This window comes from Marinobacter koreensis (assembly GCF_023156285.1).
Taxonomy (GTDB): domain Bacteria; phylum Pseudomonadota; class Gammaproteobacteria; order Pseudomonadales; family Oleiphilaceae; genus Marinobacter; species Marinobacter koreensis.
Genome location: NZ_JAKZAJ010000001.1, coordinates 1 through 15,074, shown reverse-complemented (window position 1 = coordinate 15,074; position 15,074 = coordinate 1). Strand labels below are relative to the sequence as shown.

General features: G+C 58.7%; 15 protein-coding genes and 1 tRNA gene. 1 reads left to right on the top strand and 15 read right to left on the bottom strand.

Annotation, left to right across the window (positions count from 1 at the left end; all coding sequences use genetic code 11):
- Positions 1 to 94: 94 nt before the first annotated feature.
- From rpsO to rlmE, 13 genes are all read right to left on the bottom strand, one after another.
- The gene (gene rpsO, locus MLD04_RS00080; RefSeq protein WP_248153418.1) at positions 95 to 364 is read right to left on the bottom strand and encodes a 30S ribosomal protein S15; all 270 of its coding nucleotides are present in this window, start codon (positions 362 to 364) and stop codon (positions 95 to 97) included.
- A 78-nt stretch (positions 365 to 442) separates the two neighbouring features.
- Positions 443 to 1,369, bottom strand: coding sequence for a tRNA pseudouridine(55) synthase TruB (gene truB, locus MLD04_RS00075; protein ID WP_248153415.1), 927 nt, complete (start codon positions 1,367 to 1,369; stop codon positions 443 to 445).
- Positions 1,366 to 1,797 carry a 30S ribosome-binding factor RbfA gene (gene rbfA, locus MLD04_RS00070; protein ID WP_248153413.1) on the bottom strand — a complete coding sequence of 144 codons (432 nt, stop codon included), beginning with the start codon at positions 1,795 to 1,797 and terminating at the stop codon, positions 1,366 to 1,368. Before rbfA ends, truB begins: the two co-directional genes overlap by 4 nt.
- Positions 1,797 to 4,361 (bottom strand): translation initiation factor IF-2, encoded by a 2,565-nt coding sequence (gene infB, locus MLD04_RS00065; protein ID WP_248153411.1) that lies wholly within the window; start codon positions 4,359 to 4,361, stop codon positions 1,797 to 1,799. Before infB ends, rbfA begins: the two co-directional genes overlap by 1 nt.
- Before the next feature lie 18 nt (positions 4,362 to 4,379).
- Positions 4,380 to 5,873, bottom strand: coding sequence for a transcription termination factor NusA (nusA, locus tag MLD04_RS00060; protein WP_248153408.1), 1,494 nt, complete (start codon positions 5,871 to 5,873; stop codon positions 4,380 to 4,382).
- Between the two features lie 55 nt (positions 5,874 to 5,928).
- Positions 5,929 to 6,390 (bottom strand): ribosome maturation factor RimP, encoded by a 462-nt coding sequence (gene rimP, locus MLD04_RS00055; RefSeq protein WP_248153405.1) that lies wholly within the window; start codon positions 6,388 to 6,390, stop codon positions 5,929 to 5,931.
- 321 nt (positions 6,391 to 6,711) lie between these two features.
- Positions 6,712 to 6,796: transfer RNA gene (locus MLD04_RS00050), tRNA-Leu, on the bottom strand.
- A gap of 8 nt (positions 6,797 to 6,804) precedes the next feature.
- Positions 6,805 to 7,209: a preprotein translocase subunit SecG gene (secG, locus tag MLD04_RS00045; RefSeq protein WP_248153403.1), complete on the bottom strand. Its 405-nt coding sequence runs from the start codon at positions 7,207 to 7,209 to the stop codon at positions 6,805 to 6,807.
- Between the two features lie 18 nt (positions 7,210 to 7,227).
- Positions 7,228 to 7,992, bottom strand: a complete 765-nt coding sequence (tpiA, locus tag MLD04_RS00040) for a triose-phosphate isomerase (RefSeq protein ID WP_248153401.1) — start codon at positions 7,990 to 7,992, stop codon at positions 7,228 to 7,230.
- A 77-nt stretch (positions 7,993 to 8,069) separates the two neighbouring features.
- Positions 8,070 to 9,413 carry a phosphoglucosamine mutase gene (glmM, locus tag MLD04_RS00035; protein WP_248153397.1) on the bottom strand — a complete coding sequence of 448 codons (1,344 nt, stop codon included), beginning with the start codon at positions 9,411 to 9,413 and terminating at the stop codon, positions 8,070 to 8,072.
- Positions 9,410 to 10,243 carry a dihydropteroate synthase gene (gene folP, locus MLD04_RS00030; protein WP_248153395.1) on the bottom strand — a complete coding sequence of 278 codons (834 nt, stop codon included), beginning with the start codon at positions 10,241 to 10,243 and terminating at the stop codon, positions 9,410 to 9,412. Before folP ends, glmM begins: the two co-directional genes overlap by 4 nt.
- 99 nt (positions 10,244 to 10,342) lie before the next feature.
- Positions 10,343 to 12,286 carry an ATP-dependent zinc metalloprotease FtsH gene (ftsH, locus tag MLD04_RS00025; RefSeq protein ID WP_248153392.1) on the bottom strand — a complete coding sequence of 648 codons (1,944 nt, stop codon included), beginning with the start codon at positions 12,284 to 12,286 and terminating at the stop codon, positions 10,343 to 10,345.
- Positions 12,287 to 12,411: 125 nt separating this feature from the next.
- Positions 12,412 to 13,032, bottom strand: coding sequence for a 23S rRNA (uridine(2552)-2'-O)-methyltransferase RlmE (gene rlmE / locus MLD04_RS00020; protein ID WP_248153389.1), 621 nt, complete (start codon positions 13,030 to 13,032; stop codon positions 12,412 to 12,414).
- 161 nt (positions 13,033 to 13,193) lie between these two features.
- Between rlmE and yhbY the strand changes: the two genes are divergently transcribed.
- Positions 13,194 to 13,505 carry a ribosome assembly RNA-binding protein YhbY gene (gene yhbY, locus MLD04_RS00015; RefSeq protein WP_008939484.1) on the top strand — a complete coding sequence of 104 codons (312 nt, stop codon included), beginning with the start codon at positions 13,194 to 13,196 and terminating at the stop codon, positions 13,503 to 13,505.
- Positions 13,506 to 13,586: 81 nt separating this feature from the next.
- Here yhbY and greA read toward each other — a convergent pair whose 3' ends face one another.
- Complete coding sequence (gene greA, locus MLD04_RS00010) at positions 13,587 to 14,066, bottom strand: transcription elongation factor GreA (protein WP_227498010.1); 480 nt, start codon at positions 14,064 to 14,066, stop codon at positions 13,587 to 13,589.
- Between the two features lie 3 nt (positions 14,067 to 14,069).
- The coding region (locus MLD04_RS00005) for an ATP-binding protein (RefSeq protein ID WP_248153385.1) at positions 14,070 to 15,074 on the bottom strand (1,005 nt) is incomplete at its 5' end.

Below are 15,074 nucleotides of genomic sequence, written 5' to 3'. Positions count from 1 at the left end.
AAGGGTGCGGGGAAAAGCTCAACCGGCCCCCGAGGGTTGCCGGTTGATGGCCTGCTTCCGCACCGGAAACAGGCCCCAGGTCGTAAAGACCGGATTAGCGACGCAGGCCCAGACGCTGGATCAGGTCCAGGTAACGGTCAGCGTTCTTGCGCTTGAGGTAGTCCAGCAGCTTACGACGCTGGTTTACCATCCGGATCAGGCCACGGCGGGAATGGTGATCCTGCTTGTTGGCCTTGAAGTGATCCTGCAGCTTGTCGATGTTGGCGCTCAGCAGTGCCACCTGAACTTCAGGGGAACCGGTATCGCCATCGCCTTGCTGAAAATCCTTAACGATCTGTGCTTTTTCATTGGCAGAAAGTGCCATATTTCACCTCATTGGTTGCGATGCTTGTAAATCCGGCCGAACCGCGCATCTCTACAGCCCGGCTAAACAGCACCTTGACTATCGTCCGGCGCTGCCTTTTACCAGCCGACGAGGCACGAGAACCGTTTGCTCGCCGTCCGGAAAAGCTTCCGCCAACCCGACAAAGCCCCGATCACCGTAAATGCGAACGAAACCCTTGTCGACTTGACCTTCTATTCTAACTTGTTGGCCGTTCAATATCGACACCAGTGGTGACCCGCCCAGACGGGTTTCCGGAAACATCGAGAGCGCACTGTCGGGTGCAAGAAGCAGGCCGTCGAGACTTTCGCCTCGTTCCCTCATGGCTTCCAGATCACTGACAATATGGGCATTCGACAGGGTGTAGCCGGATGCCATGGTCCGGCGCAGGGCGCTCACATGAGCGCCACAGCCGAGCGCTTCGCCGATGTCTTCGACGAGTGAGCGAATATACGTACCCTTGGTGCAACTGACCGCGAGATCCATTTCCTGATCCCGCAGCTCAAGCAGGGTAAGTTCATGAATGGTCACCGGCCTTGCAGGGCGCTCCACTTCGATACCCTCCCGGGCGTATTCGTAGAGTGGACGCCCCTTGTGCTTGAGGGCCGAATACATGGAAGGGACCTGGGCAATGTCACCGCGAAACCGGTCCAGCACCTCTTCCACCGCTTCTTTCGTCAGTGGAGGTACAGGTTTTTCTTCGACGACCCCGCCCTCACTGTCACCGGTCTCGGTACGGACACCCAGTCGTGCCGTGGTGACATAGGCCTTGTCGCTGTCCAGCATCATCTGGGAGAACTTGGTCGCCTCGCCAAAGCACAGTGGCAACACCCCGGTCGCGAGCGGATCCAGGGCGCCTGTGTGACCGGCTTTGGCGGCCCCGTATAGACGCTTGACCTGCTGCAGAATACCGTTGGACGTAACACCCTGGGGCTTATCAATCACCAGGATGCCATTGACGTCCCGTCCCTTACGTCTCCGGCTCAAGCGTCGCGCTCCGGATTACCCGATACCGGATCGTCGTTGTCATCCCGTGGCACGGCCGGCTTTTCGCCCACCGCTTCACGAATAAGCCGATCCATTTTCCGACTCTGCCCCAACAGGGTATCGAAGTGAAAGCGCAGATGGGGAACCACGCGGAGTTTCATGGCGCGCCCCACCTGACCGCGCAGGAAGCCAGCCGCCTTGTTCAGCACGGCCAGCGATTCCTTCACTTCCGGGGATTCCTCGGTCAACTCTTCGGTCGACAACAGCGACACGTAAATGTCGGCATAGCCCAGGTCACGACTGACTTTCACGTCATTGACCGTCACCATACCCACCCGCGGGTCTTTGACTTCCCGCTGGATGAGCTGGGCCAGCTCCCGCTGCATCTGATCGCCAATGCGATCTACACGACTGAACTCGCGTGCCATCAGGCCCCCGTTGATTCGAGCTTGCGCTCAACCTTGACGCGGTCGAAGACCTCGATCTGGTCGCCGACTTTTACATCGTATCCCTTAACACCGATACCGCATTCCATGCCGTTGCGGACTTCCTGGACGTCGTCCTTGAAGCGGCGCAGGGACTCCAGCTCACCTTCAAAGATCACGACGTTGTCCCGAAGTACCCGAATCGGCTTGTTACGGAAGACCGTGCCTTCGACCACCATACAGCCGGCAACCTGGCCGAACTTCGGCGAGCGGAAGGTATCACGAACCTCGGCGATACCGACGATGTCCTCACGGAACTCCGGCGCCAGCATACCGGTCAGGGCAGCTTTCACGTCATCGATCAGGTTGTAGATGATGCTGTAGTACCGCAGATCCAGGCCTTCCTGCTCGACCAGGCGCTTGGCAGCCGAGTCGGCACGAACGTTGAAACCGAAAATGACGGCATTGGTCGCTGCAGCCAGACTGACGTCGGTCTCGGCGATACCACCGACACCGGAGGACACGATCTTGACCTGCACCTCGTCGTTGCCCAGATCGAGCAGCGCCTTGGTGATGGCCTCCAGGGAACCACGAACGTCGGTCTTCAGAACCACATTGAGGTTCTTGACCTCGTCCTTGCCCATGTTCTCGAACATGTTCTCCAGCTTGGCAGCCTGCTGGCGCTGCAGACGCTGCTCACGCTCACGGGTCTGACGGAATTCGGCCAGTTCTTTGGCCTTCTTCTCATCCGCGACCGCGAAGAATTCATCCCCGGCGTCCGGAGTGCCATTCAGACCCAGGATTTCCACCGGGATGGAAGGCCCGGCTTCCTTGACCTGCTTGCCGGCTTCATCGGTCATGGCACGAACCTTACCGAAGAAGGAGCCAGCAACAACCATGTCGCCCTGACGCAGGGTACCGTTCTGAACCAGAACCGTGGCGACGGAGCCACGACCACGTTCAAGGCTGGATTCAACCACCACACCCTTGGCCGGTGCATCCGGGGACGCTTCCAGTTCAAGGATCTCGGCCTGAAGCAATACCGCTTCGAGCAGCTCATCAATACCCTGGCCTGTATGGGCCGATACCGGAACGAACTGGGTGTCTCCACCCCAGTCTTCCGGGATCACGTCCATGCCCGCGAGCTCATTCTTGATCCGGTCCGGATCCGCCTCTTCCTTATCCATCTTGTTGATGGCGACCACGATCGGCACGCCCGCAGAGCGAGCATGATCAACCGCTTCTTTGGTCTGCGGCATGACGCCGTCATCAGCGGCCACCACCAGGATAACGATATCCGTACACTGAGCACCCCTCGCACGCATGGCCGTAAACGCCGCGTGGCCCGGGGTATCCAGGAAGGACACCATGCCGTGGTCGGTCTCTACATGGTAGGCACCGATATGCTGGGTGATACCACCGGATTCGCCCGACGCGACTTTGGTGCGGCGAATGTAATCCAGCAAAGAGGTCTTACCGTGGTCAACGTGACCCATGACGCTGATCACGGGGGCACGCTTGATCTTTTCGCGGCCTTCGGATTCGCCGGTAAGTTCGCTGAGCACTTCCTCTTCAAAGGCGTCCTCGCTGACCGGCTTGGCCTTGTGCCCCAGCTCCTCGGTCACCAGAATGGCGCTCTCCTGATCCAGAGCCTGGTTGATGGTGGCCATCACGCCCATGCCCATCAGGGTCTTGATAACGTCGGCCGACTTGACGGCCATACGCTGTGCAAGATCGCCTACGGTAATCGTTTCAGGAATCTCTACTTCTCTGACCATTGGTTTGGTCGGCCTCTCGAAGCCATGACGCTTCTCTTTGGGTTTCTTTTTCATACGCAGCGATTTACGCGGCGCAGATTCTTCCTCGTCCTCCGACAGAATCACCGGCTCTTCTACCGGACGACTGCGAGGACCACGATGACCAGCCTGCTTCTTCTTCGGCTTGCCCTCTTCGATTTCTTCACCGCGATCACGCCCTTTTTCCTTCTTCTTCTTGGGCTTGCGATCCTTGCCTTCTTTTTCAGGCGGCGGGATGGGCACGTCCTCCGGGGCAACCGCAGGCTCTACAGGAGCTTCAGCAGCCTCGGCGACCGGCTCTTCGGTAGCCGGAGCTTCAGTCTTGGCAGCCACATCAGGCTCGGAAGGCTTCTCGGCCTCCGTCGACGAAGCCTCTGCGGCCACCTTCGGTGCCTCCTCAGCTGCCGGAGCCGGGCTCTCAGCGATTACCGCTTCGTCAGCCGTCTCTTCCGGTTTGGGCGCTTCCGCTTCAGGCTGCAACTCAGCGCGCTTGATGTACGTGCGACGCTTGCGAACCTCCACGTTCACCGTCTTGGCCTTACCGGCCTTGAGAGTTGTCGTGGTCTTGCGCTTCAGGGTGATCTTGCGGGGTTCTGAATCCGCCTCACCGTGGGTTTTTCTCAGATAGGTCAGCAACTGCTGCTTCTCATCGCTGGTCACAGAATCGTCTTCGGAGCGGGCTTTCAGTCCTGCTTCAACGATCTGCTTCAGCAAACGATCCACGGGAGCGCCTACATCCTCGGCCAGTTGTTTTACCGTCACTTCAGCCATACTGGTCCTCCTCCCGAATTAAGCCTGGTCTTCAAACCAGGGGGCACGCGCCGTCATAATCAACTGACCGGCACGCTCTTCATCCATACCTTCGATCTCGAGCAGGTCGTCCACCGACTGCTCAGCCAGGTCTTCCATGGTGCGAACACCCATACCTGCCAATTTGAATGCCAGAGCGCGATCCATACCGTCCATTTCCAGGAGATCATCCTCCGGCTCGGAACCCTCAAGTGCCTCCTCGCTTGCGATGGCCTGGTTCAACAGGACATCCTTTGCCCGGCGCCGGAGTTCGGTCACGGTCTCTTCGTCGAAACCTTCAATCGCCAGCATCTCCTCCATGGGTACGTAGGCGACTTCCTCCAGTGAGGTAAAGCCTTCCTCGATCAGAACGCCGGCGAACTCCTCGTCGACATCCAGGTTCGAAGTAAAGCGCTCCAGCAGGCGGTTGTATTCCTGCTCCTGACGCTCACCCGCTTCCTCTTCGGTCATGACATTCAGAGTCCAGCCCGTCAGTTCGGTAGCCAGCCTCACGTTCTGACCGTTACGACCAATGGCCTGGGCCAGGTTGTCCTCGGCCACGGCCACGTCCATGGTGTGCCGATCCTCATCGATCACGATGGATGCCACCTCGGCAGGGGCCATGGCGTTGATAACCAGCTGGGCCGGATTGTCGTCCCACAGCACAATATCGACACGTTCACCGCCAAGCTCGTTGGACACAGCCTGAACACGGGAACCACGCATGCCCACACAGGCGCCCACCGGATCGATACGGCGATCATTGGTTTTGACCGCAATCTTGGCCCGGGAGCCCGGGTCACGGGCAGCCCCACGAATTTCGATCAGTTCCTCGGCAATCTCGGGAACCTCGATGCGGAACAGTTCCACCAGCATTTGTGGCGCGGTCCGGCTCAGAATCAGCTGCGGCCCACGGTGGTCCGTACGAATCTCCAGCAGCAGGGAACGCACCCGGTCGCCCATGCGGAACGTTTCACGGGGAATCAGGTTCTCACGGGGCAGCAGTGCTTCGGCGTTGCTGCCCAGATCGACGATGACATTGTCGCGGGTCACTTTCTTTACGGTGCCGGACACCAGCTCACCAACGCGATCCCGGTAGCTGTCCACGATCTTGGACCGTTCGGCTTCCCGGACCTTCTGGAAAATGATCTGTTTTGCTGCCTGGGCACCAATGCGACCGAAGGAGACGGATTCGACCTTCTCTTCGTAGAGATCGCCCGGCTTCAGGTTCTTGTCGATTTCTTCCGCTTCCTGAAGCGTCAGCTCCGTCCCGAGGGCCGGCACTTGATCGTTGTCGACAACCAGCCACCGGCGGAACGTCTCGTACTCACCGGTCCGGCGATCAATGGCAACCCGGATGTCGGCTTCTTCGTCTTCATAGCGCTTCTTTGCAGCGGTAGCGAGCGCCAGCTCGATCGCTTCAAAAATGACGTCCTTCTCGACACCCTTCTCGTTCGAGACGGATTCGACCACCAGCAAGATCTCTTTACTCATTGGATTGCCCTGCCCTCAAAATAAACTGTGCGTCTACAGACTTGTTCAATGCGAATCACTCAAAAACGGGAATGATGTGCGCCTTCTCAATGCTGTCGAACGGCAGCACGTATTCGTGATCATCGACAACGATCACCACATCCTCTCCCTCGATACCCTTGATCAGGCCCTGAAACTTGCGTCGGCCTTCAAAGGCCATGCGCAGACGAATCTGCACCTGATGGCCTGCAAATGCCTCGTATTGTTCGAGACGAAACAGAGGACGATCCATACCCGGCGATGATACTTCCAGCGTGTATTCGGTCTGGATTGGGTCCTCGACGTCCATGACGCCACTGATCTGACGACTCACTTTCTCGCAGTCATCAATGCCAATGCCGTTCTCCTCATCGTCGATAAAGACTCGCAACAGGGAATGGTGACCCTGGGAGCGGAATTCAATTCCCCAGAACTCGTACCCTAACCCTTCGACGACCGGGCGAAGCAGATCTTCCAGTTGTTTAAGCTTGGCTGACAAAGTAACGCCATCTCCATTTCGGAATTTTTAACCGGCCCACAAACAAAAAAAGGGCTGTTGATCAGCCCTTTTTATGCACCAGGGCCCGATGCGCCAGGCCCCTTAATCAAAAAGCCCCTGAATTGGGGCTCTTTGTTGCAAGAACTCACAGGAAGAAAAACACCAAATCACTTCCTGCTGACAGACACCTGGCCTGCCAGGAAACCGGGGCACTAACGGCACCGGCTCCAATATCCGCCGGAGTATAGAGACGCCGACGGAACTGGTCAAGGACTGACCAAAAAAAACGGCCTGGAAAATCCAAGCCGTTTCTTCTTGATATGGTGCCCGGGGCCGGACTCGAACCGGCACGGCTTGCGCCACTACCCCCTCAAGATAGCGTGTCTACCAGTTTCACCACCCGGGCATCATTCTTTACTCGAGAGTCGGAAGATCGGAACTCTTCCCACTCTCGGTGTCGCTGGACTGCTTCTGGTCTGCCTGATCAGCCGGCGCCGAGGCCTGCTTATCCTGCTTGGCAGGCGCCGGCGCGGAAGATTCTTCGGCAACGGGAACACCCACATCACCGGCAACTTCAGCGCGCTGCTTGGCAAAAACGCCCAACGAAAAACTCGTCACAAAAAACACGATCGCCAGAATCGTGGTCAGGCGGGTCAGAAAGCTTCCGCTCCCCTGACTGCCGAACACGGTCTGCGAAGCGCCGCCACCGAAGGCTGCGCCAGCATCTGCACCTTTACCCTGCTGGATCAGGACCAGGCTTACGAGCGCTATGGCAATCACCACGTGCACAACGACAACCAGTGTTTCCAACCAACTCATAACAATTCTCGCGACACTTTAGTCTTTGGCACTCGCCGGCATCGACCGGCAAATACTCACAAATTCTTCAGCAATTAACGATGCGCCACCGATCAAACCGCCGTCTACATCTGGCTCGGCGAAAAGCGCGGCCGCATTATCCGCTTTTACGCTGCCGCCGTAAAGCACTGAAATCTGCTCCGACGGCGCACCCATGTCAGCCAGCACCCGACGGATTTCGGCATGCATACTCTGGGCGTCTTCCGATGTGGCGGTCTTTCCGGTCCCTATCGCCCAAACCGGCTCATAGGCAACCACGACTCTCGACCACTGATCCGCTTCCACACCAGCAAGCCCACTGGCCACCTGGGATGACACGACGGCTTTCGCTTCGCCGCGCTCGCGCTCTTCAAGGGTTTCACCAACACACAGAACAACCTGAAGGCCGCTCTGCAAAACCCGTCCGACCTTGGCCGAGACCAGCTCATCGGTTTCCCCGAAGTACTGACGGCGCTCGGAATGTCCAACCAGCGCCCAGTCACAGCCCAGATCTTTCGCCATATCAGCGGAAATCTCTCCGGTGAACGCACCAGACGCCCACTGGCTCACGTTCTGGACACCAACACCAAGGGAATCGCCAGACAACCCCTTAACACTCTCAACATACAGAGCGGGTGGAATAATAACAGCCTCGACACCATTATCAAGCCCACTCAACCGGGCTTTCACATCACCAACCAGGCTGCGGACAAGGTCCTGAGACCCGTTCATCTTCCAGTTTCCGGCTACGATCTTGCGTCGCATATCCTTTCCCGAACGTGAGGGAGGGCGAACTATACAGCAGCACCCGCCCACACACAACCATCTGAAAATACAAAATATCAGGAGCAGGAGCGCTCAACGATTCTGGCCAGCTCCTCGACGACCCGAACGATCTCCGACTCGACCTGACCTTCGGCCATCACCCGAATCAGTGGTTCGGTCCCGGACGGCCTGAGCAGCACCCGGCCACTATCCCCCAACCGGGCTTCGGCCTCGCGGATTGCATCGACGATCTCGGCCCTCGCCAGAGGATCAAAACGCTCCGCAACTCTCACGTTTACCATTTTCTGTGGCAGCTTGCTCATTCCCTGGCGAAGCTCACCCAGACGTTTTCCGGATTTATCGATGGCCAGCAGGACCTGAAGCGCCGAGACGATCCCGTCACCGGTCGAGGTGCAGTCCCGGATAACCATATGACCTGAACCCTCACCACCGAGGAGCCAGTTGTTCGCCAGGAGCCGCTCCATCACATAGCGATCTCCCACCTTGGCCCGCTCGAATTCAATGCCGATTTCCTTGAGCGCAAGCTCGACGCCGAGATTGGTCATCAGGGTGCCAACCACTCCGCCATTCAACCGGCCTTCGAGATGGCGCTGGGAGGCAATGATGTACAGCAGTTCGTCACCATCAACCTCTGAGCCATCCCGGTCCACCATGAGTACCCGGTCCCCGTCACCGTCAAAGGCCACACCCAGGTCGGCCTTCTTTTCCAGCACAGCCTGCTTCAGTGCCTCCAGGTGGGTGGAACCGACATTGAGGTTGATATTCAACCCGTCGGGTTCGGCACCAATCACGGACACCCTGGCCCCCAACTCCCGGAACACCTTCGGCGCTACGTGGTAGGTCGCGCCGTGGGCGCAATCAAGCACGATGTGCAGGCCGTCCATGGTGAACTCGTTGGGTACGGTGCTTTTACAGAACTCGACATATCGGCCCGGCGCATCATCCACACGGGATGCCTTGCCAAGCTCAGAGGGTTCACAGACCTGTAGCGGGCGATCGAGCCACCGTTCGATTTCGGCCTCCAGGGCGTCATCCAGCTTGGTCCCGGCCGAAGAAAAGAACTTGATACCGTTGTCCTCGTGGGGATTGTGAGAGGCACTGATGACGATACCGGCGGACGCGCGGAAGGTCCGGGTGAGGTACGCAATTGCCGGCGTTGGCATGGGCCCCAGCAGCTTCACGTCCACACCGGCCGCGGAGAGACCCGCCTCGAGGGCAGACTCGAACATATAACCGGACAAACGGGTGTCCTTGCCAATCAAGACACTGTTTCGCTGCCCATCCTTTTTGAACGCCTGGCCAGCCGCCCAGCCAAGGCGCAGCATGAACTCCGGCGTGATGGGAAACGCCCCAACCCGGCCACGGATGCCGTCGGTACCAAAATACTTCCTGTCACTCATAATTCTGCCTCCTTCATCGCGGCCACCACCCGGATGGCATCGACGGTTTCCCTCACGTCGTGAACACGCACAATGCCTGCACCTTTCATGGCGGCTATTGTCGCGGCGGCGAGGCTTGCAGGCAACCTTTCATCAACGTCTCGCCCGGTGATCTGGCCCAGCATGGATTTGCGGGAGATACCGATAAGCAGCGGGTGCCCGAGGATGTGCAACTGTTCCATGGAAGCCAGCAACTGGAGGTTGTGTTCCAGCGTTTTTCCAAAGCCGAACCCCGGATCCAGCACTATGTTCTCGGGTCGGACACCAGCCGCTTCTGCCACTCGCATGCGCTCGGTGAGGAAGGAGCTGACCTCCCGCCGGACGTTACGGTAGGCAGGACGATCCTGCATCGAATCCGGCTCCCCCTGGATGTGCATGATGCATACCGGTATATCGGCACTCGCAGCGGCCTCCGGCGCACCTTCACGCTGCAGTGCCCGGACGTCATTGATCAGGCCAGCACCGAGCCGGGCGGTCTCGGCCATGACTTCCGGCGCACTGGTGTCCACGGAAATCACCGTATCCAGTTCCCGGGCAATGGCTTCGACGACGGGACACACCCGGTCCAGTTCCTCCTGCAACGACACCGGCGCCGCTCCCGGCCGGGTGGACTCCCCGCCGACGTCAATGAAAGTAGCGCCATCGGCGACCATTTGCCGGGCCCGAACCAGTGCCGCCTCCGGGGAATTGAATCTTCCACCGTCAGAAAAAGAGTCCGGCGTGACATTCAGGATTCCCATCACATGGCAGCGGGACAAATCCAGCACCCGCCCGGCAAAATTCATTTCCATAGCGAACCAATCTCGAAGTGATATTTTCAGGTAAGACAAAAACAAACGCCGCCCGGAAGCCGGGCGGCGCAATCAATCGACCATACGGTCAGAAGTGGGTCAGTGCTCCCCAGCCGGCCGTCCCACGCCCGGCTGGCGACCGTCGTCAGCCCCCTTGGACTCGGGCGCTTTCTCCGGCTCTTCGACCTGAACACCGCCAGTCGGACCGTTGTCACCCCACCCTTTCGGGGGCCGGGGCTCACGCCCCTCCATGATGTCGTCGATCTGGTAACGATCGATGGTTTCGTACTTCATGAGGGCTTCGGCCATCATGTCGAGCTTTTCCCGATTATCGATCAGGATCTGCTTCGCAGTGGAGTAGCACTCGTCAATGATGTTCCGGACTTCCTCATCGATACGCTGGGCCGTCTCGGGTGAATAGACCGTATGGGCCTGACCAGCGGAACGCCCGAGGAACGGCTCTTCACTGTCGGTATCATACTGCAGCGGACCGAGTTTCTCAGACAGGCCCCAGCGCGTCACCATATTTCGAGCCAGGCTGGTCGCCCGCTCGATATCATTGGAAGCACCCGTGGTGACGCCCTCGAAACCAAGCGTCAGCTCCTCGGCGATCCGACCACCGAACAGGCTGCAGATCGAACTGATCAGGTAACGCTTGGAGTGACTGTACTTGTCTTCCTCGGGAAGGAACATGGTCACACCCAGCGCCCGTCCGCGAGGAATGATGCTCACCTTGTAGACCGGATCATGCTCTGGCACCAGTCGACCCACAATGGCGTGACCGGACTCGTGATAGGCCGTATTCCGCTTTTCCTTCTCGCTCATCACCATGGACTTGCGCTCGGCGCCCATCATGATCTTGTCCTTGGCGAGCTCCAGCTCCTCCATGGACACCAGACGCTGGTTCCGGCGAGCCGCGAACAGCGCGGCCTCGTTCACCAGGTTTGCCAGATCGGCACCCGAGAACCCGGGGGTACCGCGGGCGATGACGGCCGGATCGATCCCGTCGGCCAGCGGAACTTTCTTCATGTGTACTTTGAGGATCTGCTCGCGTCCGATGATATCGGGCAGACTGACCACCACCTGGCGATCGAACCGACCCGGGCGCAGCAGCGCCGGATCCAGAACGTCCGGACGGTTGGTGGCCGCGATCACGATCACACCTTCATTGCCCTCGAAACCATCCATCTCAACGAGCAGCTGGTTAAGGGTCTGCTCACGCTCATCGTGACCACCACCCATGCCGGCACCACGGTGACGACCGACGGCATCGATTTCGTCGATAAAGATGATGCAGGGGCTCTGCTTCTTGGCCTGCTCGAACATATCCCGTACCCGGGAGGCACCGACACCCACGAACATTTCCACGAAGTCGGAACCCGAGATCGAGAAGAACGGCACCTTCGCCTCGCCGGCGATTGCTTTCGCCAGCAGTGTCTTACCGGTACCGGGAGGACCGACCATCAGAACGCCCTTGGGAATACGACCACCAAGGCGCTGGAATTTGCTCGGATCACGAAGGAAGTCCACCAGCTCCTTGACGTCTTCCTTCGCTTCGTCGACACCGGCGACGTCGGCGAAGGTGGTCTTGATCTGGTCTTCACTCATCAGGCGGGCCTTGCTCTTGCCAAACGACATGGGGCCCTTGCCGCCGCCACCGCCCTGCATCTGTCGCATGAAGAACACGAACAGGGCGATGATGATGAGAATCGGGAAAGCCGCAACCAGCAGCTGCGTCCAGAGACTCTGACGCTCCGGTTCTTTACCGATGACCTCGACGTTGTTCGCCAGCAGATCGTCCATCAGCTTGTTGTCCGCCACCTGGGGACGGATGGTCCGGAACTGGGATCCATCACCCTTGGTGCCCTGGATATCCAGGCCATCGATGGTTACCCGCTGCACCTGACCCTGCTGGACCATTTGCACGAACTGCGAATAGTTGACTTGTTGCCCGCTGGTGGTGGGAGAGAAATTCTGAAACACCATCAGCAGAACCGCGGCTATGATTAGCCAGAGAACCAGATTTTTTGCCATATCGTTCAAGGATCATCACCTGTGAATTGAAGGACACCTTCGCAAAGACACCCTTTTCGACACCTTACACCAATTGTACGCCTGTCCACCAGAAACGGCCCATCCGTAACAGCCACAGACCCATCGCATTGCGATCAGCCTTTGAAGCCCTTACCGACCAGATAGACCTCGCGGGACCGGGCCCGAGATGAATCCGGTTTTCGGCTGACAACCGTCTTGAAGCTGCCTCGCATGTCTGCCAAAAGGGCATCAAAGCCTTCACCCTGAAACACCTTGGCCACAAACACGCCACCAGGCCGCAGTACCCGCTGGGCCATATCGAGCGCAAGCTCAACCAGACCCATGGCTTTCGGGATATCGACTGCAGCCATACCACTCATATTGGGCGCCATATCGGAAATTACAACGTCGGCCCGGCGATTATCGAGCAGATCCAGCAGCGCCTCGAAGACCGAATCCTCGGTAAAGTCGCCCTGCACAAAGTCAACGCCGGCAATGAGATCCATCGGCAGGATATCGCTGGCGATCACGACGCCACTGTCACCAACCTTCTCCACGGCGACCTGGGACCAGCCTCCGGGTGCCGCACCCAGGTCGACCACCAACTGGCCGGGCCGAAACAGCTTGTCTTTCGCATCCAACTCTATCAGCTTGTAGCTGGCACGGGAGCGATAGCCGTCTTCCTGGGACTTTTTGACCCAGACGTCGTCGAAATGTTCCTTGAGCCAGCGGTCACTGGACTTGGACCGAGCCAAATTCACCTCCGATTGTTCCTGTTCGGCCAACGCCCGCCACTGATACGGGTTAACAGCCATTTCCGGGACCCGGGGATCTGTTACAATCCGCCGATTATACGATTATGCCAGCAAACACGTTGCCGGCGTTTTATTAATTGCACCGATAAAGAGATTCCATCATGAGCCTTTCACCGGAACAGCGCCGGGAATACCGGGCGATCGCCCACAACCTCAAACCCGTGATCATTGTGGGTGACAAGGGCCTGTCCGAGGGACTCCAGGAAGAACTGGAGCGGGCCCTGAATGACCATGAACTCATCAAGGTGAAGATCGCCAGCCCGGATCGCGATGTCCGTCAGGAAGCGATCAATGCCCTGTGCGAGGCCTCAGGAGCCGAGCTGGTGCAGAGCATCGGAAAAATCGCCGTGATTCTGCGCCGCGCGAAAAAGCCCAACCCGAAGCTCTCCAACCTGCTGCGTCACAAGCACTGATCGGCGCCCCAGGGCGCCGCCGACAAAAAAGCCGACTCCGAACGAACGGAGTCGGCTTTTTTATTCCGGAGCAGTCCGGAGTCAGATGTACTCGACTTCCGAAATCTCGTACTCGACAGTACCGGAGGGGACACGGATGGCTACCACATCGCCTTCATCCTTACCCACCAAGGCACGGGCAATCGGTGACGAGATAGACAGCTTACCCTGCTTGATGTCGGCCTCATCCTCGCCCACGATCTGGTAGGTAACTTCTTCGTCGGTATCCACATTGATAAGGTGAACGGTGGTGCCGAAAATCACCTTGCCGGTATTTTCCATGGTAGTAACGTCGATCACCTGAGCCGACGCCAGCTTACCCTCGATTTCCTGGATCCGCCCCTCGATGAAACCCTGCTGCTCACGGGCGGCATGGTATTCGGCATTCTCTTTGAGATCGCCGTGCTCACGAGCCTCGGCGATAGCCGCAATCACCTTGGGCCGATCGTCGGACTTCAGCTTTTTCAGCTCCTCGCGCAGGCGGGCTTCACCCGCCTTGGTCATCGGTACTCTGTCAGCCATGATTTACTTTCCTGCGTGTAGTTCCTGGAGGCGACGAACGGTACGCTCCGGGCCAAATTTGATGGCCCGGCAGAAGGCTTCGCCACCCGCCAGGGTCGTTGTATAGGTTACCTTGGCCTGCAGGGCCGACTGGCGAATCTGCGCCGAGTCGGAAATCGCCTTGCGGCCTTCGGTGGTATTGATGATCAGCTGAACCTTGCCGTTCTTGATGGCATCCACGATGTGGGGACGCCCTTCGCGGACCTTGTTCACCGGATCCACCTCGATCCCCGACTCTTTCAGGGCCTTGGCAGTACCGGTGGTGGCGATGATCCGGAAACCGGCATCCACCAGGTCGCGGGCCACCTTGGCTGCACCCGGCTTGTCCACGTCACGCACGGACATAAAGGCTGTTCCCTGCTCCGGCAGGCGTTCGCCCACCGCCAACGCTGCCTTGGCAAAGGCCTCATCAAAACTGTCGCCCAGGCCCATGACCTCACCGGTAGACTTCATTTCCGGACCGAGGATCGGATCCACCGCCGGGAACTTGTTGAACGGGAACACCGATTCCTTCACCGCGTAGTAGGTCGGTACGATCTCCTGGGTGAAGTTCAGTTCCTTCAGCGTCTTGCCCGACATCACCCTGGCCGCCACGGCCGCCAGGGAGACACCGATGGCCTTGGACACGAACGGCACGGTCCGCGAGGCCCGCGGGTTCACCTCGATCACGTAGATCTCGCCGTCCTGCCAGGCCAGCTGCACGTTCATCAGGCCCACCACGTCCAGCTCGATGGCCATCTTCTTGACGGCGTCGCGCATCTCATCCTGCACCTGCTGGGACAGGGTGTACGGCGGCAGTGAACAGGCGGAGTCACCGGAGTGGACGCCGGCCTGTTCGATGTGCTGCATGATGCCGCCAATGACCACGTCGGTGCCGTCGGAGATGGCGTCGATGTCCACCTCGATGGCGGCGTTCAGGAAGTGGTCCAGCAGTACCGGGCTGTCGTTGGACACCAGCACGGCGTTGCG